This window comes from Streptomyces sp. NPDC004111 (genome assembly GCF_042874215.1).
In the GTDB taxonomy this organism is placed as follows: domain Bacteria; phylum Actinomycetota; class Actinomycetes; order Streptomycetales; family Streptomycetaceae; genus Streptomyces.
The window spans coordinates 13,969-33,850 of sequence record NZ_JBIAMU010000035.1 but is presented as its reverse complement, the minus strand read 5'-3'; the positions used below and the strand labels follow the sequence as shown (position 1 = coordinate 33,850).

Annotated in this window: 15 protein-coding genes; 14 read left to right on the top strand and 1 reads right to left on the bottom strand. The window is 72.0% G+C overall.

Annotated elements, in window-relative coordinates; genetic code table 11:
- Positions 1-81 precede the first annotated feature (81 nt).
- Positions 82-618 (bottom strand): HNH endonuclease, encoded by a 537-nt coding sequence (locus ACFYVL_RS42160; RefSeq protein ID WP_389255004.1) that lies wholly within the window; start codon positions 616-618, stop codon positions 82-84.
- Positions 619-847: 229 nt separating this feature from the next.
- Between ACFYVL_RS42160 and ACFYVL_RS42155 the strand changes: the two genes are divergently transcribed.
- From ACFYVL_RS42155 to ACFYVL_RS42090, 14 genes are all read left to right on the top strand, one after another.
- Positions 848-1,930, top strand: coding sequence for a mechanosensitive ion channel family protein (locus tag ACFYVL_RS42155; protein ID WP_389255002.1), 1,083 nt, complete (start codon positions 848-850; stop codon positions 1,928-1,930).
- Positions 1,931-2,183: 253 nt separating this feature from the next.
- Positions 2,184-3,389, top strand: coding sequence for an ROK family transcriptional regulator (locus ACFYVL_RS42150; RefSeq protein WP_389255000.1), 1,206 nt, complete (start codon positions 2,184-2,186; stop codon positions 3,387-3,389).
- 66 nt (positions 3,390-3,455) lie between these two features.
- Positions 3,456-4,790: an ABC transporter substrate-binding protein gene (locus ACFYVL_RS42145; RefSeq protein WP_389254998.1), complete on the top strand. Its 1,335-nt coding sequence runs from the start codon at positions 3,456-3,458 to the stop codon at positions 4,788-4,790.
- A 7-nt stretch (positions 4,791-4,797) separates the two neighbouring features.
- The gene (locus ACFYVL_RS42140) at positions 4,798-5,739 is read left to right on the top strand and encodes a carbohydrate ABC transporter permease (RefSeq protein ID WP_389254996.1); all 942 of its coding nucleotides are present in this window, start codon (positions 4,798-4,800) and stop codon (positions 5,737-5,739) included.
- 5 nt (positions 5,740-5,744) lie between these two features.
- Positions 5,745-6,644 (top strand): carbohydrate ABC transporter permease, encoded by a 900-nt coding sequence (locus tag ACFYVL_RS42135; protein WP_389254994.1) that lies wholly within the window; start codon positions 5,745-5,747, stop codon positions 6,642-6,644.
- A gap of 10 nt (positions 6,645-6,654) precedes the next feature.
- Positions 6,655-7,920 carry a 6-phospho-beta-glucosidase gene (locus tag ACFYVL_RS42130; protein ID WP_389254992.1) on the top strand — a complete coding sequence of 422 codons (1,266 nt, stop codon included), beginning with the start codon at positions 6,655-6,657 and terminating at the stop codon, positions 7,918-7,920.
- Complete coding sequence (locus ACFYVL_RS42125; protein ID WP_389254990.1) at positions 7,917-8,903, top strand: N-acetylglucosamine kinase; 987 nt, start codon at positions 7,917-7,919, stop codon at positions 8,901-8,903. Before ACFYVL_RS42130 ends, ACFYVL_RS42125 begins: the two co-directional genes overlap by 4 nt.
- Before the next feature lie 358 nt (positions 8,904-9,261).
- Positions 9,262-10,686, top strand: a complete 1,425-nt coding sequence (locus ACFYVL_RS42120) for a hypothetical protein (RefSeq protein WP_389254988.1) — start codon at positions 9,262-9,264, stop codon at positions 10,684-10,686.
- An 80-nt stretch (positions 10,687-10,766) separates the two neighbouring features.
- Entirely contained in the window at positions 10,767-11,798 is a 1,032-nt protein-coding gene (locus ACFYVL_RS42115) for a glutamate ABC transporter substrate-binding protein (protein WP_389254986.1), read from the top strand.
- 110 nt (positions 11,799-11,908) lie between these two features.
- Positions 11,909-13,252, top strand: a complete 1,344-nt coding sequence (locus ACFYVL_RS42110; RefSeq protein ID WP_389254984.1) for a hypothetical protein — start codon at positions 11,909-11,911, stop codon at positions 13,250-13,252.
- A complete protein-coding gene (locus ACFYVL_RS42105) occupies positions 13,249-16,002 on the top strand; it encodes a tetratricopeptide repeat protein (protein ID WP_389254982.1) in 2,754 nt (917 codons plus the stop codon). The genes ACFYVL_RS42110 and ACFYVL_RS42105 overlap by 4 nt, the downstream gene beginning before the upstream one ends.
- Positions 16,002-17,330 carry a PP2C family protein-serine/threonine phosphatase gene (locus ACFYVL_RS42100; protein WP_389254980.1) on the top strand — a complete coding sequence of 443 codons (1,329 nt, stop codon included), beginning with the start codon at positions 16,002-16,004 and terminating at the stop codon, positions 17,328-17,330. The genes ACFYVL_RS42105 and ACFYVL_RS42100 overlap by 1 nt, the downstream gene beginning before the upstream one ends.
- An 81-nt stretch (positions 17,331-17,411) precedes the next feature.
- Complete coding sequence (locus ACFYVL_RS42095; protein WP_389254978.1) at positions 17,412-18,767, top strand: VWA domain-containing protein; 1,356 nt, start codon at positions 17,412-17,414, stop codon at positions 18,765-18,767.
- 81 nt (positions 18,768-18,848) lie between these two features.
- On the top strand, positions 18,849-19,859 hold the full coding sequence (locus tag ACFYVL_RS42090) for an FHA domain-containing protein (RefSeq protein WP_389254976.1): 1,011 nt from the start codon (positions 18,849-18,851) through the stop codon (positions 19,857-19,859).
- The last annotated feature ends 23 nt before the right edge of the window (positions 19,860-19,882 follow it).

Here is a 19,882-nt window from a genome sequence, read left to right as displayed (position 1 = left end):
AGGGCCGCCGGACACGGAAGTGGGGTTGAGCGAGTGCTCAACCCCAGTTCCGGCTGTACGCGGAGACAAAAAATCCCGGTCTCAGGCCGATATGCCGTCGATCCGGGCCAGGGCGTCGTCCGCGCCGAACGGTTGCAGGTAAGGGAGCCATCGCGGATCCCTGTGCCCGGTCCCGATGATGCGCCAGGCCAGACCGGACGGCGGGGCGGGCTGGTGGCGCAGCCGCCAGCCGAGCTCCGGCAGATGTCGGTCCGCCTTGACGTGATTGCAGCGGCGACAGGCCGCCACCACGTTCTCCCAGGCGTGCTGTCCGCCGCGACTGCGCGGAATGACGTGGTCGACGCTGGTTGCGACGCCACCGCAGTACATGCAGCGCCCTCCGTCCCTGGCGAAGAGCGCACGGCGGGTGAGCGGTACGGGACCCCGGTAGGGGACCCTCACGAACCGTTTGAGCCGGACCACGCTGGGAGCGGGGACGACACGGGTCGCACTGTGCAGAAAAGCGCCGGACTCCTCCAGGCAGAGAGCCTTGTTCTCCAGGACGAGGACGAGCGCGCGGCGGAGCGGTACGACGCCGAGGGGCTCGTACGACGCGTTGAGGACCAGGACATGCGGCACGGATGCCTCCTTGTACGCCGGCGGCGCGTGGCTCGCGCCGGGACGATGCAGGAACAGTCTCCCCTCATGCCTGGTCGCGGCGCCACCACGTCCGGGTAACGGGCCGGAAGTGTTTTGCACCACAGCCCGGAACCGGGCCCGGGGGGTGTCACGGACCACAAGGGTCTTCACCTCATGTCAACCGGGCCCCTCCCGTTGCCCCGTTAGTGTGGTGGGTCTGCCACATCGCATGGAGGTGCCCGAGGTGTCCTGGTCCGGCCTACTGGTCGCAGAACCGCCCGCCGATCCCGTCACGTTCGACGAAGCGGCCGAGAAGGCGAGCAACGCCGCGAGCTGGGTGGAGCAGAACTGGTCCACCTGGCTGAGCGTCGGCCTGCGCATCCTGCTGATCATCGTGATCGCCACCGTGCTGCGGTCGGTGATCCGCCGCACGATCACCAAGCTCATAGCGCACATGAACAACAGCGCCCAGGCGGTGGAGGGCACCGCGCTGGGCGGTCTGCTGGTCAACGCGGAGCGGCGGCGGCAGCGCTCCGAGGCGATCGGCTCGGTCCTGCGCTCGGTGGCGTCCTTCCTGATCCTCGGCACGGCCGCGCTGATGGTGCTCGGGGCCCTGAACATCAATCTGGCGCCGCTGCTCGCGAGCGCCGGTGTGGCCGGTGTGGCGCTCGGTTTCGGCGCGCGGAACCTGGTCACCGACTTCCTGTCCGGCGTCTTCATGATCCTGGAGGACCAGTACGGGGTCGGCGACACCATCGACGCGGGCGTCGCCTCCGGCGAGGTCATCGAGGTCGGCCTGCGGGTCACCAAGCTGCGCGGCGACAACGGCGAGATCTGGTACGTCCGCAACGGCGAGGTCAAGCGGATCGGCAACCTCAGCCAGGGCTGGGCGACGGCCGGTGTCGACGTGCAGGTCCGGCCGACGGAGGACCTCGACCGGATCCGCACGGTGCTGTCCGAGGTGGCCGAGGACATGGCGAAGGCGGAGCCGTGGAACGAGCGGCTGTGGGGCCCCGTCGAGGTGCTCGGCCTGGACTCCGTACTGCTCGACTCGATGATCGTGCGGCTGTCGGCGAAGACGATGCCGGGCAAGGCGCTCGGGGTGGAGCGGGAGCTGCGGTGGCGGGTGAAGAAGGCGTTCGACGAGGCGGGCATCCGTATCGTCGGCGGCCCGGTCCCGGTCGCCGAGGAGGAGCCGGTGGACCCCTCGGCGGCGGTCGCCGCACCGTCCGCCCTCGCCAATCCGACCTCCCCCCAGGCCCTGGCCAGCAACCCCATCCCGCCGGCCGGACCCACCCTCTCCAAGCCCTGACCCCGCACCCGGCGGCGCTCCGCCGCCACTCCCCGGCCCCCGCCCCCGCAGGGCGGGCCGCCGACTTCGGTGCCGTCGCCCCTCCCGGGCGGCGGCACCGTCCCGCACCCGGGCCCAGGTAACGCTTTGGTTGCCTCCCCGCCTCCCCCCATTGACGCCCCCTTCACCGGCCCTTACGTTCCTCTCACCGAATAGGAAACTTTCCTAACAGCGTGGTTGGGGAGCGGACAGCCGAGGGGCAGGGGTCGTCGTCATGGTCGCAACGCCGGGTACACCGGGCACGCCGAGCGTGCTGCGGGCGATGAACGACCGGGCCGCGCTCGACCTCCTGCTGGCGCACGGTCCGCTCTCCCGCACCCGGATCGGGAAGCTGACCGGGCTGTCCAAGCCGACCGCCTCCCAGCTCCTGGCCCGCCTCGAAGCGGCCGGGCTCGTCGTCGCGACCGGCACCACCGAGGGCCGCCCGGGACCCAACGCGCAGCTGTACGCGGTCAACGCGGGCGCCGCCCACGTCGCCGCCCTCGACGTGACCCCGGCCCGGATCCGCGCCGCCGTCGCCGACCTGACGGGCGAGACCGTCGGCGGCTTCGAGCTGGCCACGCCGGGCAGGCACCACCCCGACGTCGTGGGCCAGGTGACCAAGGCACTGGACGGGGCCGTCAAGGACGCCTCACTGGTGCGCGGCGATCTGCACCGCGTGGTGATCGGCACGCCCGGCGCCTTCGACCCGAACACCGGTCGGCTGCGGTACGCCTCGCACCTGCCGGGCTGGCACTCCCCCACGCTGCTCGACGAACTGGCCGCGGTGCTGCCGATGCCGGTGGAGTACGAGAACGACGTGAACCTGGTCGCGGTCGCCGAGCAGCGGCTCGGTGCGGCCCGCGGCCACGAGAACTTCGTCCTGCTGTGGGCCGAGACCGGTCTGGGTGCCGCCCTGGTGCTCGGCGGGCGGCTGCACCGGGGCTGGACCGGCGGCGCGGGCGAGGTGGGCTTCCTGCCGGTGCCGGGCACCCCGCTGATCCGCAACGTGGCGCAGGCGAACTCGGGCGGTTTCCAGGAGCTGGCGGGCGCCCTCGCGGTGCCCCGGATCGCGAAACGGCTCGGCGTGGACACCCCGGAGAAACCGGCCGTCGAGGTGGCCTCGGGGCTGCTGGCGCGGGCGGCGGCGGGCGAACCCGAACTGGAGGGCCTGCTGCCGGAGTACGCGCAGCGGCTGGCGACCGGACTGGCGTCGGTGGTGGCCGTGCTCGACCCCGAACTGATCGTGCTGTCCGGGGCGCTGTTCCCGGCCGGCGGGGAAGTGCTGCGGGCGCGCCTCCAGGCGGAGCTGGCCGAACTGGCCGCACCCCGCCCCCGTCTCGTCATCGGCGAGGTCCAGCAGTCCCCCGTGCTGACCGGTGCGCTGCACAGCGCCCTCGGAGCCACCCGCGACGAGGTCTTCGACACCTCGTCCCGCTAGACCCCTTCGTCCTCGCCCCTCGTCACCCCCCGTCACAGCCCCCGTCCTGCCCCAGGGAGTTCCGTCATGCGCAGAAACCTTCGTCTGTCCGCAGCCGTCGTCGCGGTCGCCGCGATCTCGGTCGTCGCCACCGCCTGTACCGGCTCCGCCGGGAACACCGCGAAGGACGACCCGAACGCCAACACCACGATCAACTTCTGGCACGGCTGGAACACCCCCAACGAGGTCAAGGCGATCCAGGAGAACGTCGCCCGCTTCGAGAAGGCCCACCCGAACATCAAGGTGAACGTCGTCGGCAACATCAACGACGACAAGCTCAACCAGTCGCTGCGCACGAAGAGTTCCAAGGGCCCGGACGTGGTGTCGTCGTTCACCACGTCGAACATCGGCAAGTTCTGTTCCTCGGGCGCCTTCGCGGATCTGAAGCCGTTCATCGACAAGTCGAAGCTGGATCTGGAGAAGACCTTCCCGAAGGTCATGCTCGACTACACCCAGTTCGAGGGGAAGCGCTGCGCACTGCCGCTCCTGGCGGACGCCTACGGCCTCTACTACAACAAGGACGCCTTCGCGAAGGCCGGCATCAAGAAGGCCCCCGAGACGTACTCGGAGCTGCTGGAGACCGCGAAGAAGCTGACGAAGAGCAAGGGCGACGGCTACGAGCAGCTGGGCTTCATGCCGGCCTTCCACGGCTACGAGACGACCACGGAGCACTACCTGGGCAGCTGGGGCCCGGAGTACTTCGACAAGGACGGCAAGTCCAACGTCGCCAAGGACCCGGCGTTCGCGGACATGTTCACCACGCAGAAGAAGCTGGTCGACGAACTCGGCGGGCTGCAGAAGCTGGAGAAGTACCGCAACACCTTCGGTGACGAGTTCAGCTCCAAGCACCCCTTCCACACCGGCCAGGTCGCCATGCAGATGGACGGCGAGTGGCGGCTGGGGATGGCGAAGGACGCCAAGGTGCCGTTCGAGATCGGTGTCGCGCCGATGCCCGTCCCGGACAACCAGAAGGACACGTACGGCAAGGGCTACCTGTCCGGCACGGTGATGGGCATCGCCCCGCAGAGCGAGAAGCAGAACGCCGCGTGGGAGCTCATCAAGTTCATGACGACCGACACCAAGGCGGTCGTGGAGTTCTCCAACGCGATCCACAACGTGCCCTCGACGTTCGAGGCGCTGAAGTCGCCGGAGCTGAAGAACGACCCGGCGTTCAAGACGTTCATCGACATCGCCCAGCACCCGAAGTCCAACACCGCCGCGGGCGCGGTCAACGGCGCCACCTACCTCAACACCATCCAGGACTTCGGCTACCTGTACGAGAAGGGCACCGAGAAGGACCTGAAGGCGGGCCTCGACAAGCTGGCGAAGCAGATCGACACCGACATCGCGAAGGCGAAGTAGCCCTCCCATGACCACGCACACGCTCCGTACGAAGCGCCGCGCGTCGGCGCTTCGTACGGCGGCCTTCATGTCGCCCTGGCTGATCGGGTTCGCGGTCTTCTTCGCCTACCCGCTCGTGTCGACCGTGTACTTCTCCTTCATGAAGTACGACGGCTTCGGCGCGCCGACGTTCAACGGCTTCGACAACTGGGCCTATGTCTTCGAGGCCTATCCGAACTTCTGGCCCGCGATGCGCAACACGCTGTGGCTGGTCGTCGTCATGGTGATCTGCCGGGTCGTCTTCGGTCTGGGGATCGGCCTGCTGATCACCAAGATCAAGACGGGTACGGGGATCTTCCGCACCCTGTTCTACCTGCCCTATCTGGCCCCGCCGGTCGCGGCGACGCTCAGTTTCGTCTTCCTGCTGAACCCGGGCACGGGTCCGGTCAACGAGATCCTGGACTCCCTCGGGCTGCCCACCCCCGACTGGTTCACCGACCCGGCCTTCTCCAAGCCGGCGCTCACCATCCTCGCGGTGTGGGGCATCGGGGACCTGATGGTCATCTTCATGGCCGCACTGCTCGACGTGCCCAAGGAGCAGTACGAGGCCGCGGAGCTGGACGGCGCTTCGTCCTGGCAGCGGTTCCGGTTCGTGACGCTGCCGAACATCTCGCCCATCGTGATGTTCGCGGTGGTCACCGGTGTCATCCAGGCGATGCAGTACTACACCCAGCCCTTCGTGGCGGGGAAGGTCGCCTCCGGCATCATCGGCAACTCGGGCCAGCAGTTCGAGCCCGGCTTCCCCGAGAAGTCGACCCTGACCCTCCCGCAGCTCGTCTACAACCTCGGCTTCCAGCGCTTCGACTACGGCGCCGCCGCGGTCACCGCGCTCGTCCTGTTCGTCCTGGCGATGGCCTTCACGGCCCTGCTGATGCGACGTCGCGGCGGTCTTCTCCAGGCAGGTGACTGACTCCCATGTCCACCCAGACACTTGAGCGTCCGCTCGACACGGACTCCCCCGCCCCCACGGCGGCCCGTCGCACGGCCCGCCGCAAGGCGCTGCTGCACTGGATCGCGGTGCACTCGCTGGGGGTCGCGGCGGCCCTGTTCTTCGTGCTGCCGTTCCTCTTCCTGTTCTTCACCTCGGTGATGAGCGACCAGCAGGCGCTGACCAGCGACCTGGTGCCGCACACCTGGGAGTGGGGCAACTACGTCAAGGTCTTCGAGACGCCCGGCTTCCTCACCTGGTGGAAGAACAGCCTGCTGTACGCGGGCCTGGGCACCGCCCTCACGGTGGTCTCGTCGGTCCCCGTCGCCTACGCGCTCGCCAAGTTCCGCTTCCGCGGCCGCAACCTCTCGCTGCTGCTGGTGATCTCGATGATGATGCTGCCGCAGCAGGTCATCATCATCCCGATGTACCTGTTCTGGTCGAAGCAGCTGGACCTCACCGGCACCCTGTGGCCGATGATCATTCCGCTGGCGTTCGGCGACGCGTTCTCCATCTTCCTGCTGCGGCAGTTCCTGCTGACCATCCCCAACGAGTACCTGGACGCGGCGAAGGTGGACGGCTGCGGCGAGTTCCGCACGCTGATCAGGGTCGTGCTGCCGATGGCCAAGCCCGGCATCGCGGCAATCGCCCTCTTCCAGTTCTTCGCCCTGTGGAACGACTACTTCGGCCCGCAGATCTACGCCTCGGAGAACCCGGCCGCGTGGACGCTGAGTTACGGCCTGGAGTCCTTCAAGGGCGCCCACCAGACCAATTGGAATCTGACCATGGCCGCGACCGTACTGGTCATGGCCCCTGTGATCCTCGTCTTCTTCTTCGCCCAGAAGGCGTTCGTCGAGGGTGTCACGCTGACCGGAGTGAAGGGCTAGGTCTCAACACATGAAACTCGCCGTAGTCGGTGGAGGATCCACCTACACCCCCGAGCTGATCGACGGCTTCGCCCGGCTGCGGGACACGCTCCCGATCAGCGAACTGGTGCTGATCGACCCGGCGGCCGACCGTCTCGACCTGGTCGGCGGGCTCGCCCGGCGGATCTTCGCCAAGCAGGGCCACCCGGGCACGATCACCACCACCGCCGACCTCGACGCGGGTGTGGCCGGCGCCGACGCGGTGCTGCTCCAGCTCCGGGTGGGCGGCCAGGCGGCCCGCAACGAGGACGAGACGTGGCCGCTGGAGTGCGGCTGCGTCGGCCAGGAGACGACGGGCGCGGGCGGTCTCGCCAAGGCGCTGCGCACCGTCCCGGTCGTCCTGGACATCGCCGAACGGGTCCGCCGCACCAACCCGGACGCGTGGATCATCGACTTCACCAACCCGGTGGGCATCGTCACCCGGGCCCTGCTGAAGGCCGGCCACAAGGCGGTCGGCCTGTGCAACGTGGCGATCGGCTTCCAGCGGAAGTTCGCCGCGCTGCTCGACGTCGCCCCCTCCGAGGTCCACCTGGACCACGTGGGCCTCAACCACCTCACCTGGGAGCTGGGGGTGCGGCTCGGCGGCCCGAAGGGCGAGAACCTGCTGCCCGCGCTGCTGGCCGAGCACGGCGACGCCGTCGCCGCCGACCTGCGGATGCCGCGCGCCGTCGTGGACCGGCTCGGCGTCGTCCCCTCGTACTACCTGCGCTACTTCTACCTGCACGACGAGGTCGTGCGGGAGCTCGGCAGCAAGCCGTCGCGGGCCGCGGAGGTCGCCGCGATGGAGAAGGAACTGCTGGCGATGTACGGCGACCCGGCGCTGGACGAGAAGCCGGCGCTGCTGGCCAAGCGCGGCGGCGCCTTCTACTCGGAGGCGGCCGTGGACCTGGCCTCCGGGCTGCTCGGCGGCGGTGGTTCGCCGGTGCAGGTCGTCAACACGTTCAACAACGGAACGCTGCCCTTCCTCCCCGACGACGCGGTGATCGAGACGCAGGCGCGGATCGACGCGAGCGGCGCCACGCCGCTCGAAGTACCGGCGCTGGACCCGATGTACACGGGTCTGATCTCCCACGTCACGGCGTACGAGAACCTCGCGCTGGAGGCCGCCCTGCACGGCGGTCGCGAGCGGGTCTTCAAGGCGCTGCTCGCCCACCCCCTGGTCGGCCAGTTCGAGTACGCGGAAGCCCTCACGGACAAGCTGATCGCGCACAACCGGGAGCACCTGGCGTGGGCGTGAGCACTTCCCCGGGCGGTTTCGAGGCGGGCAGCGTCCTCGCGATCGACGCGGGCAACAGCAAGACGGACGTCGCGGTGATCGGTGCGGACGGCACCGTCCTGGGCGCCGGCCGGGGCGGCGGTTTCCAGCCGCCCCTGGTGGGTGTGCAGGTGGCCGTGGACATCCTGGCGGACGCGGTGGCGCGGGCGACGACGGCGGCCGGCGTCACCGGTGTCGACCACGTCTCGGCGTGCCTGGCCAACGCGGACCTGCCCGTGGAGGAGGAGGAACTGGCGCGCGCGGTGCAGGCCCGCGGCTGGGGCCAAACCACCGAGGTCCGCAACGACACCTTCGCGATCCTGCGGGCGGGGGTGGACGAGCCGCGCGGCGTCGCGGTGGTGTGCGGGGCGGGCATCAACTGCGTCGGCATGCTCCCCGACGGGCGCACCGCACGGTTCCCGGCCATCGGCAAGATCTCCGGCGACTGGGGCGGTGGCGGGGGCCTGGCGGAGGAGGCGCTGTGGTTCGCCGCCCGCGCCGAGGACGGCCGGGGTGCCGACACCGACCTCGCGCGCGTGCTTCCGGCGCACTTCGGGGTGGCTTCGATGTACGCGCTGATCGAGGCGCTGCACCTGGGCCGCATCCCGGTGGTGCGTCAGCACGAGGTGGCGCCGCTGGTGTTCGAGGTGAGTGCGGGCGGCGACGCCGTGGCGCGCTCGCTGGTGCACCGGCTGGCGGACGAGGTCGTCGTCATGTCCTCGGTGGCGCTGGGGCGGCTGGGCCTGCTGGAGGAGGAGGCACCGGTGCTGCTCGGCGGCAGTGTGCTGGCCGCCCGGCACCCGGAGCTGAACGACCGGATCGCGGCGCTGCTCGCCGAGCGGGCACCGAAGGCGGCGGCGCGGGTCGTCACGGCGGCGCCGGTGCTGGGTTCGGCGCTGCTGGGCCTCGACCGGGTCGGGGCGCCCGCCGCGGCGCACCGCAGGCTGCGCGCGCACTACGCCTGAGCCCCGCGCGGCGCCGCCCCCCGTTCGGCCGGGGGCCGCGCCGCGCGCACGCGTGCCGTGGCCGGTCCGTTCCCGGGCGGGGGCGGACCGGCCCGCGATCTCCCGACTCTCCGCACGCCCGGACCCCATGGCCCCGGGCCCCTCGCCCGCATAGGATCGGCCACGAAGTGGCATGTCCCTGGCGCGATTTGGTCAACGACCGGTCCCCGGTCGGTCACCGTTCCGGTCGTGAGCCGACCGGTGCGCTGATCGTCCCCGGGGTTCCGTACGGGAACCAAACGGATCTCTCCGACGTATTCATGGGAAGGGGAGCCCGCCCAGGGACGGGCCAGCAGTCCACGACCGAGGGGGAGGTCACGTGGCACACCCGCCGATGAGCGGCCCAGGGGGGACCGCGGTGGCACCCGCGCCCGCGGCACCGCCCGCACCGGCGCCCACGGGTGCCGGGCCCACGGGTGCGGGGCCCCGGCCGCCCGCGCGCCGCAGCGCCTGGTCCGAGGGCGTGGACCGGGTACGGGCGGCCGCGACGACCGAGCCGGGGCGGCTGCGGATCATCGGGGCCGTACTGGCTCTGCTGGTCGTCGCGTTCGGCGCGGCGACCGCCTGGCAGGTCTCCGGCCGGGCGGCGGCAGCCGACGACGTGGTGACGCGCAGCCAGCCGCTGTCCGCCGACGCCGCGAGCATCTACCGCTCCCTCGCCGACGCCGACACCTCCGCCGCCAGCGGCTTCCTCGCCGGCGCGCAGGAGCCGCGTTCGGTGACGGAGAAGTACGAGAAGGACATCTCCGAGGCGTCCCGGCTGCTGGTCAAGGCCGCTGCCAACACGGACGGTTCGAGCACCTCGGGCCAGGAGATAACCAAGCTCAACCAGCAGCTCCCCCGGTACACGGGCCTCATCGAGCGGGCCCGCGCCAACAACCGGCAGGGCCTCCCGCTCGGCGGCGCCTACCTGCGCTACGCCAACGAGCAGATGACCACCCAGCTGCTGCCCGCCGCGAAGAACCTGTACGACGAGGAGACCCGGCGGCTCTACCGCGACTACGACGAGGCACGCACCTGGCCGTACGTGGCGCTGGGGCTGGGCGTGGTGGCGCTCGGCGCGCTCGGCTGGGCGCAGCACCGCAACTACCGCCGCACGAACCGGGTGTTCAACCAGGGCCTGCTGGCCGCGACCGTCGCGTCCGCCGCGGTGGTGCTGTGGCTGACGGTCGGGCACGCGGTCGCCGCCTCCGGGCTCGCCGACTCCAGGGCGCACGGACAGGAGTCGCTGAAGGTCCTCAACGACGCCCGGATCAGCTCGTTGCAGGCCCGCGCCAACGAGAACCTGACGCTGGTGTCCCGGGGCGCGGTCACCACCGCCGACAACAAGGACAAGTACGACACCGACTACACCGCCAACATGGCCGATCTGGTGGGCCGGCTCGGTGACGCGGGGCGGCTCGCGGACGACAGCGGGGGCAGCGACCCGGTGAAGCAGGCCACCGCGAGCGTCACGCAGTGGAAGGAGCGGCACGCCGCCGCGCGCGCCGCCGACGACCTCGGCGACTACGACGAGGCACGCGACAAGGTGATCGGGGAGAAGACCTCCACCGGTGAGTCGTTCACCGAGGTGGACAACGCCCTGGAGAAGGCGCTCGGCTGGGAGCAGCGGGAGTTCACCGAGGCGGCCGAGGGCGGGCGCAGCGCGCTGGCCGGGCTGGCCGTCGGGGCTGCCGTGCTGGCCGTGCTCGGCGCCGCTGCCGCCGTGCTCGGCATGGGCCGCCGGCTCGCGGAGTACCGGTGAGTGCGGCGCGGGACGTGCGGGGCGCTCCGGAGGGCCGGGGCGCGCAGGACACTGGGGAGCGGGCTGCCGGAGGGAGTGCGATGAACAGGCGCGGGGCGAGGAGGAGCGGTTCGGCCCGGACCCTGCGGGGCGGCTGGCGGTCCGGTCTGCTCGCGCTGGGCGCCGCCTGCGCGCTGACGGCGGGCGTCGCGGTGCTGCCGCTGCCGGACGGTGCGGGCGGCGGCGCGGACGCGGTGTCCCCGGCGGGCGGCGGCATCACCGCGGCGCGGCCGGCCAAGGCGGAGGACTGCAAGGACCCCGAGGCCAGCCTGCGTCCGGGGCTGCCGGAAGGGGCCGCGATCAAGAAGATCAAGGAGCGCGGCAAGCTCGTCGCGGGCGTCGACCAGAACAGTTTCCGCTGGGGCTACCGCAATCCGGCCACCGGTGACCTCGAAGGCTTCGACATCGACATCGTCAAGGCGATCGCCACCGAGCTGTTCGGCACCGACAAGGACCGGGTGATCTACCGGGCGATCCCGACCAGTCAGCGGGTGCCGCTGCTGAAGGCCGGGAAGATCGACGTCGTGGCGCGCACGATGACGGTCAACTGCTCCCGGATCAAGGACGTCTCGTTCTCCCGCGCCTACTTCCAGGCGGGGCAGCAGGTGCTGGCCCCGGAGGACTCCGGCATCACCGGGTACGACGGCTCGCTCCGCGGCAAGCGGGTGTGCACCGCCAAGGGCTCCACCGCGTACGACGCGATGAAGAAGGAGGCGCACGGCGCGGTCTTCGACCGGCCGGAGTACATCGTGCCCAACCAGCTGGACTGCCTGGTGCGGCTCCAGCTCGGCAGGGTCGACGCGGTCGTCACGGACAACGCGCTGGCCGCCAGCCAGGCGGCGCAGGACCCGGCGATCAAGCTGATGGGCGACCCGTTCACCCAGGAGTACTACGGCGTGGCGACGAACAAGGAGAGCACCGACCTGGTCAGCCTGATCAACAAGGTGCTGAACACGTACAGCACGGCGAAGGCCGCCAACGGGAAGACCGCCTGGGTGAACTCCTACGAGCGCTGGCTGAAGGCGGACCTGCCGGGCCTCACCGGCCCGCCGGACCCGAAGTTCCTCGACTGACGCGGCCGGCGGCGGCCCGAGGGCCGCTCCGGCCGGCGGCGCGGCGGGCCGCCGGGCCACCACCACCCATGTACCGACAGCAGTGCACGACAGAAGCGGAGAGGTGATCGATGGGCGTCGCGGGATCCTCCTCCGGCCCGGCGGGGAGCCCTCCCGGACCGGTCCTGGACCGGGACCGGGCGGACCGCGCGCTGGCGCGGCTCGGCGCGGAGCACGAGGCGATAGAGACCTCGCTGCTCGCCCTCCAGGACCACGCCGGACGGCGGCTCCTGGAGGGCGCCGAGCTGACCGGCGTCACCAAGGACAGATGGGCCTCGGCGGAGCAGTCGATCGCCCTGCTGTGGACGTACTTCGACGCGTACACGGCGGCCGTCGAGGGGGCCCGGGAGGTGCGCGCCCGGCGGCGCTGGCCCAGCCGGGAGGACCTGGCGGAGCTCACCGAGGTGCTCCAGGGCGACGGCATCACGGTGTCCGGCGGCGCCCACGCGCACGGGATGCCCGCGTCGCTGACCGGGCCGGCCAAGCTGTCCGAGCACTTCTCGCTGGCCGAGCTGGTCACCCGGATGAACGAGCTGTACGCGGCCTCCCTGGACACGGTGGTCACCGCCGACGCGGTGTGGTCGGCGCTGCCCGCCCGGATAGACCTGCTCGCCGCCGAGCTGCACCGCACCCGCTCGCTCGCCCACTCGGTGGGGGTGCGGCCGGGCGACCATCCGGCGGGCGACGACCTGGAGTCGATCACCCAGGAGCTGGCGACGCTGCGCGCCCAGGTGGTGTCGGACCCGCTGGCCTTCTGGCGGTCCGCGCCCGGGAGTTCGGCGCCCGGCGGCGGCCGGCCGGACACCGGGCGCTACGACCGGGCGGCGCGCGCCCTGGAGGACGTGCGCCGCGAGATCGACGCCGTGCTGACCGTGCGGCAGGACGCCGAGCAGCGGCTGGTGAAGCTGCGCGACGTGCTGTCCCGGGCGGACCGCACCCTGACCGAGGCGAGATCGGCGCGCACCGAGGTGCTCGCGAAGATCGCCGGTTCGTCGGTGCCCGCGGTGAGCGGGCCGCCGACCGCGCTCCAGGAGCTGCTGGCCGCGGCGGCCGACCACCGCAGGCACGCCCGCTGGCACCGGCTGTCGCCGCTGCTGGAGTCGCTGGAGCGGGACGCGGAGGACGAACTGCTGCGCGCCCGCGACTCGTTGAGCGCGGTCACCGCCCCGCTGGCGGTGCGGGCGGAGCTGCGCGGCAGGCTGGACGCGTACAAGGCGAAGGTGGCCCGGCACGGCATGGCGGAGGACCCGCAGCTCGTCGAGCGGTACGACGTCGCGCGCCGGATGCTGTGGAGCGCGCCGTGCGACCTGCGCGCCGCCGAACAGGCGGTGCTGCGCTACCAGGAGACCGCCCGGGACGTCCTGACGCCACGCCCCGAGGGGCCCAACGACCGCATCAACGGGGGTAATCCATGAGCACCACCTGTCAGCGCCCCGGTTGCGGGGGCTCCTACGAGGACATGGGCGGCGGGGAGATGTACTGCGACACCTGCGGGCTCGCCCCCGTGGTGTCGCGGAACGGCGTGATCGCCGCGACCGCGACCGGGGTCACCGGAGGCGGCAGGGCGTCCTCCCGCGGGTCCGGCAGCAGTTCCCTGCGCAGCAGTTCGCGGGCCTCCTCGCAGGCGTCCCGGTCCTCGCGCTCCTCCACCTCCCGCCGCTCGGTGTCGGGCCGGCTCTCGCGGGCGCTGTCGGGGGCGACGACCTCGCGCTCGGTGTCGGTGCGCTCCTCGGGGAAGTCGACGGCCGCCTCCGGGCGCAACCGGCTCGGCGCGGGTCTGGTCACGGTGCCCGAGGTGCCGCGCCCCGACCCGCGTACGGCGATCATGGAGAATCCCGAGGTTCCCGAGCGGAAGCGATTCTGCTCGCGTTCGGAGTGCGGGGCCCCGGTGGGCCGTACGCGCGGTGAGCGGATCGGGCGCACCGAGGGCTTCTGCACCAAGTGCGGCAATCCGTACTCCTTCGTGCCGAAGCTGGGCGCGGGCGACGTGGTGCACGGCCAGTACGAGGTGGTCGGCTGTCTGGCGCACGGCGGTCTGGGCTGGGTCTACCTCGCCGTCGACAAGGCGGTCTCGGACCGCTGGGTGGTCCTCAAGGGCCTGCTGGACACCGGTGACCAGGACGCGATGGCCGCCGCGATCTCCGAGCGCCGCTTCCTGGCCGAGATCGAGCACTCCAACATCGTGCGGATCTACAACTTCGTCGAGCACCTGGACACCCGTACCGGCTCCATGGACGGCTACATCGTCATGGAGTACGTGGGCGGCAAGTCGCTCAAGGAGATCGCCAACGAGCGCCGCGACACCGGCGGCAAGCGCGACCCGCTGCCGGTCGAGCAGGCCTGCGCGTACGGCATCGAGGCGCTGGAGGCGCTGGGGCACCTGCACAGCCGCAACCTGCTGTACTGCGACTTCAAGGTCGACAACGCGATCCAGCAGCAGGACCAGCTGAAGCTGATCGACATGGGCGCGGTCCGGCGGATGGACGACGACGAGTCGGCCATCTACGGCACGGTCGGCTACCAGGCCCCCGAGGTCGCGGAGGTCGGCCCCTCGGTGGCCTCCGACCTGTACACGGTGGCGCGCACCCTGGCCGTGCTCACCTTCGACTTCCAGGGCTACACGAACGTCTTCGTGGACTCCCTCCCGGATCCGGACAACATTCCGGTCTTCCAGAAGTACGAGTCCTTCTACCGCCTTCTGGTGCGGGCGACGGACCCGGACCCGGCCCGCCGGTTCGCGTCCGCCTCCGAGATGGCGGACCAGCTGACGGGGGTGCTGCGGGAGGTCGTGGCGCTGCAGACGGGGCGGCCCAGGCCGTCGCTGTCGACGCTGTTCGGCCCGGAGCTGCGGGTCACGGACACCGGCCTGTTCGCCGAACTGACGGGTTCGGTGTCCCAGTTGGGGTTCCGGGCGCTGCCCGAGCCGCGCCGTGAGCGGCGGCGGAACGGGGCGACGGCTCCGCGCATCCCCGCGCAGGCCGCGGCCCCCGGACAGGCCCCGGCTCCGGGCGGGGCCGTGGCCGGGCCTCCCGCGCACGCGCCGCAGGGCGCCCCGCATCCCGCACCCGGTCAGCCCGCGCCCGGTCAGCCAGGTCTGCCCGCCCCGCCCGGTGTCTCCCCCGCCGCCTCCGCCCTCGCGTACGCCCCCACCCAGGGCGGGCTCCAGGTCCCGGCGGCCCCGGGCGGTGCGCCGGTCGCCGGACCCGTGCCGCCCTCGGTGGCGCCGGAGAACGCGGCGTACCTGCGCGCCCTGGAGGCCCGGACCACCGCGCTCGCCCTGCCGGTCCCCCGGGTCGACCCGAACGACCCGAACGCGGGCTTCCTCGCCGGTCTGATGGCCTCCGCGCCCGCCGAGCTGATCGGCGCCCTGCGCGCGGCGCCCGCCGACTCGGTGGAGCGGCGGCTGCGCGAGCTGCGGGCCCTGCTGGAGATGAGCGAGGCGGCCGGGGCCGCGCAGACCCTGGCCGAGCTGGAGGCCGCGTACCCGGACGACTGGCGGGTGGTCTGGTACCGGGGCATCGCCTCGCTGGCCGCGGGCGACAACGAGACCGCGGCGCTGTCCTTCGACGCGATCTACGACGCGTTCCCCGGCGAGGCCGCCCCCAAGCTGGCCCTCGCGGTGTGCGCGGAGGTGCTCGGCCAGCTGGACAACGCGGCCGAGTACTACCGCCTGGTGTGGACGACCGACCCGTCCTACGTCAGCGCCGCCTTCGGGCTCTCCCGCGTCCAGCTCGCGGCGGGCGACCGGCCGGGCGCGGTGCGGACGCTGGAGTCGGTGCCGGAGGCGTCGATCCACTACACGGCGGCACGCGTCGCCGCCGTACGGGCGAGGCTGCGGCGGCGCGCCGCGGCGGACCCGCTGATCGACGATCTACTGGCGTCCGCGGCGCAGGTGGAGGCCCTCCAGGGCTTCGGTCTGGACGCCGTCCGCCGTGAGCAGCTGGCCACCGAGGTGCTGGGTACCGCACTGGACTGGGTACTCTCCGGTGGGCACGGGGCCCGCCCCGTGCAGACCGCGCTGCTCGGCAGCCCGCTGGACGAGCGGGGCCTGCGCTTCGGGCTGGAACGCTCGTACCGGGTGCTCGCACGGCTCGCGCAGCGCGGCGACGAGAGGATCGAACTGGTGGAGCGGGCCAACCGCCTCCGCCCCCGGACTTGGGTGTGATGATGTCGCAGACGCACCAGCTGTCGGCCTGCCCCGGCTGCGAGGAGCCGCTGGAATCGGGCGACTCGTTCTGTGAGGTGTGCGGGTACGACCTGACGGCCGTGCCCGAGCCCCCAAACGACCGCCCCACGGTCGCGATCGGGACGAACCCGCCCGGAGAGGCTCCGGTCAACGGGCAGTCCACCGGCAGACCGACCCCGGAGTCCTCGGCGCCCGGCTTCGGCGACGACGCGGAGCGGGCGGCCGATCCGCGCACCCCGGCCGGGCACGGCGCGGACGGCACGGACGACTACGACGGCGGCGAGGACACCGCGGACCTGCCGGTCGTGCAGCGGCCCACCGTCGACGACTACCCGCTGGCCGCCCCGGCGGCCGAGCAGCCGCAGCAGGTGTGCGTGGCCTGCCGGGCCGGCCGGATCGACACCGACGGCTACTGCGAGAACTGCGGCCACGCCCAGCCCCGCGAGCGCGACCACCAGGAGCGCGAGCTGGGCACGGTGGCCGCGGTGAGCGACCGCGGGCTGCGCCACCACCGCAACGAGGACGCGTTCGCGATCTCCGAGGCGACGCTGCCCGGCGGTGCGACGGCGACGATCGCCGTGGTGTGCGACGGGGTGTCGTCCGCGACCCGCCCCGACGAGGCCTCGGCCGCCGCCGCGGCAGCCGCCAACGCCCTGCTCCAGGAGTCCCTGCCGCAGGGCACCCACCCGCAGCAGGCCCTGCACGAGGCGATCCTGGCCGCCGCGGAGGCGGTCAACGTACTGGCCGCCGACCAGTCGGCGGCCGTGGAGCACGACCCGCACCGCCACCAGAACGCCCCGGCCTGCACGCTGGTGTCCTCGATCGTCGCGGACGGCCTGCTGGTCGTCGGCTGGATCGGCGACAGCCGCGTCTACTGGGTGCCGGACGACCGCTCCGCCCCGCCGGCCCGGCTCACCGAGGACGACTCGTGGGCGGCGCAGATGGTCGCCGCAGGCCTGATGGGCGAGGCCGAGGCGTACGCCGACGACCGGGCGCACGCGATCACCGGGTGGCTGGGCGCGGACGCGTACGAGATCGACCCGCACACCGCGTCCTTCAAGCCGGACCGCCCGGGTGTGGTCGTCGTCTGCACGGACGGTCTGTGGAACTACGCCGAGGCGGCGCAGGAAATGGCGCAGGCCATTCCGGCCGACGCGGCGGCGCGCCCGCTGCACAGTGCGCAGGTACTGGTGGGGCACGCCCTCGACGGGGGCGGCCACGACAACGTAACAGTGGCGGTGCTGCCGTTCCCGATGCTGCCGCAAGGGGCAGGATCCGCCTACGCAAACGGCACCGCGCAGCGCTAGTCCGGGCTCGTCAGCAGTACACCAGAAGCAGGTCGAAACCACGTCTCGCACTGTCCGCAGGTCTCGCTAGGAGCCGATTCGATGGCCAATTTCTCCAAGTCCAACGTGCCGCAGTTCTCCGTCGACGTGTACCAGAACGAGTTCCTGCCGGAAGGCGGCCGTGAGGTCAACGCGATCGTGACGGTCACCTCGACCGGCGGGGGCACCAGCGGGGGCGCCCCGGCGGGGGCCACCGCGTCGCCCGCCCAGATACCCGGTGAGGGTCCGGCGGCGGCCGTGGTGATCATGGTCGACTGTTCGGGCTCGATGGACTATCCGCCGACCAAGATGCGCGGTGCCCGCGACGCCACGGCCGCGGCGATCGACGCGCTGCGCGACGGGGTGGAGTTCGCCGTGGTGGGCGGCACCCACCTGGCCAAGCAGGTCTACCCCGGGCAGGACCGGCTGGCGACCGCGAGCGCCGAGACCCGGGCGCAGGCCAGGAACGCGCTGCGTTCACTGAGCGCGGGCGGCGGCACCGCGATCGGAACCTGGCTGAAAATGACCGACCGGCTGCTGGCCACCTCCGACGCCCCGATCCGGCACGGCATCCTGCTCACCGACGGCCGCAACGAGCACGAGTCCCCGAAGGACCTGGCCGCCGCCCTGGAGGCGTCGGCGGGCCGCTTCACCTGCGACGCGCGCGGTGTCGGCACGGACTGGGAGGTGAAGGAAGTCACGGGCATCGCCTCCGCGCTGCTGGGCACCGCCGACATCGTCGCGGACCCGGCCGGCCTCGCGGCCGACTTCACCCAGATGATGGAGAACGCGATGGGCAAGGAGGTCGCGGATGTGAATCTGCGGCTGTGGACGCCCGTCGGGGTCGAGATCAAATTCGTCAAGCAGGTCGCCCCGACCGTCGAGGAGCTCACCTCGCGGCGCACCGGGGCCGGACCCCGCGCGGGCGACTACCCGACGGGTTCCTGGGGCGACGAGTCCCGCGACTACCACGTGTGCGTGACCGTGCCCGAGGCGGGCGTGGGGCAGGAAATGCTGGCGGCCCGGGTCTCGCTGATCCTCCCCGACGCCTCCGGGGGCACCCCGCAGACGCTGTCCCAGGGTCTGGTGCGCGCGGTCTGGACCGACGACATGACTGCTTCGACGTCCATCAATCCGCAGGTCGCCCACTACACGGGACAGGCGGAACTTGCACAAGCAATCCAACAGGGCCTGGATGCGCGGAAGTCGGGCGATTTCGATGGTGCCACGTCCAAACTGGGACGGGCCGTCCAGCTCGCGGCGGCGTCCGGGAACGCGGATACTGCGAAACTGCTTGCGAAGGTGGTGGACGTCGTCGACGAGGCGACGGGTACTGTGCGGCTGAAGGCGAAGGTCGAGGAAGCGGACGAGATGACTCTCGAAACGCGCTCGACCAAGACCGTTCGCGTAAAGAAGTAACCAGGATTTCGACCAGAACAGTCGATCACGAAGAACTGTGTACGGCCTGCGGGCCGGACGAGGAGAGGGGGAAGCGCCGACATGCCGACCTGCCCGAACGGACACCAGTCGGGTTCCGACGACTGGTGCGAGGTCTGCGGCCATCGCATGGCCGGCGCCGTGCCGCCGCCCCCGCCACCGCCGCCGCCCGCCTACGGCTACCCGCAGTCCGACCAGGGCCAGGGCGGGTACGGCGGTGGCCCCGACGCCACCGCCCACGCCGAGCTCTGCCCGCAGTGCCGCACCCCGCGCGAGGCGCTGGCGCCGTTCTGCGAGGAGTGCCGGTGGAACTTCCTCACCAACCAGGCGACGTACGCGCCGCCCGCCCCGCAGCCCGGGTACGGCCAGCAGCAGCGTGACCCGTACGAGTACCAGGGTTCGCGGCCCTCGCAGATGAACCGGCCCGCCGAGCCGTTCCAGCAGCAGGCCCCGTACCAGCAGGAGTACCAGCAGCAGCCGCAGCACGGCGGCGGCAACGGGGGCGACGACGACTGGATGCTGCCGCCGCCCTCGCAGCAGCAGGGCCCGCCCGGCGGGTACCAGCAGCAGGGCCACCAGCAGCAGGGCGGGTTCCCGCAGGGCGGTCCGGGCGGCGGGTACCAGCCCGACTACCCGCAGGGCCCGCAGCCCGGCCACCAGCAGGGCGGCGGCCAGTGGTCCGCGACGGTCGGCCCCGACCGCGACTACTTCATGGCGATGATGCAGCGCAGCGGTCCGGAGGCGGGCGGGCTGAACCTGCCGGCGTACTCCCCCGAGCAGCAGCTCCAGCTCACCGGGAACCAGATCACCATCGGCCGGCGCCGGCACTCCACCGGCGAGTCCCCGGACGTGGACCTCGCGGTGCCGCCGGAGGACCCGGGCGTCTCGCACCAGCACGCGGTGCTGGTGCAGCAGCCGGACGGGACCTGGGCGGTCGTCGACCAGAACTCGACGAACGGCACGACGATCAACGGCGGCGAGGACCCGATCCAGCCGTACGTGCCGGTGCCGCTGCAGGACGGCGACCGGGTGCACGTGGGCGCCTGGACGACGATCACGATCCACCGGAACTGACGGGGCGCGGCTCCCGGCGGAGG

Coding starts and splice junctions, on each gene's coding strand:
- ACFYVL_RS42155 (WP_389255002.1), top strand. CDS start 848: ATGGAGGTGCCCGAGGTGTCCTGGTCCGGCCTACTGGTCGCAGAACCG.
- ACFYVL_RS42150 (WP_389255000.1), top strand. CDS start 2,184: ATGGTCGCAACGCCGGGTACACCGGGCACGCCGAGCGTGCTGCGGGCG.
- ACFYVL_RS42145 (WP_389254998.1), top strand. CDS start 3,456: ATGCGCAGAAACCTTCGTCTGTCCGCAGCCGTCGTCGCGGTCGCCGCG.
- ACFYVL_RS42140 (WP_389254996.1), top strand. CDS start 4,798: ATGACCACGCACACGCTCCGTACGAAGCGCCGCGCGTCGGCGCTTCGT.
- ACFYVL_RS42135 (WP_389254994.1), top strand. CDS start 5,745: ATGTCCACCCAGACACTTGAGCGTCCGCTCGACACGGACTCCCCCGCC.
- ACFYVL_RS42130 (WP_389254992.1), top strand. CDS start 6,655: ATGAAACTCGCCGTAGTCGGTGGAGGATCCACCTACACCCCCGAGCTG.
- ACFYVL_RS42115 (WP_389254986.1), top strand. CDS start 10,767: ATGAACAGGCGCGGGGCGAGGAGGAGCGGTTCGGCCCGGACCCTGCGG.
- ACFYVL_RS42110 (WP_389254984.1), top strand. CDS start 11,909: ATGGGCGTCGCGGGATCCTCCTCCGGCCCGGCGGGGAGCCCTCCCGGA.
- ACFYVL_RS42105 (WP_389254982.1), top strand. CDS start 13,249: ATGAGCACCACCTGTCAGCGCCCCGGTTGCGGGGGCTCCTACGAGGAC.
- ACFYVL_RS42100 (WP_389254980.1), top strand. CDS start 16,002: ATGATGTCGCAGACGCACCAGCTGTCGGCCTGCCCCGGCTGCGAGGAG.
- ACFYVL_RS42095 (WP_389254978.1), top strand. CDS start 17,412: ATGGCCAATTTCTCCAAGTCCAACGTGCCGCAGTTCTCCGTCGACGTG.
- ACFYVL_RS42090 (WP_389254976.1), top strand. CDS start 18,849: ATGCCGACCTGCCCGAACGGACACCAGTCGGGTTCCGACGACTGGTGC.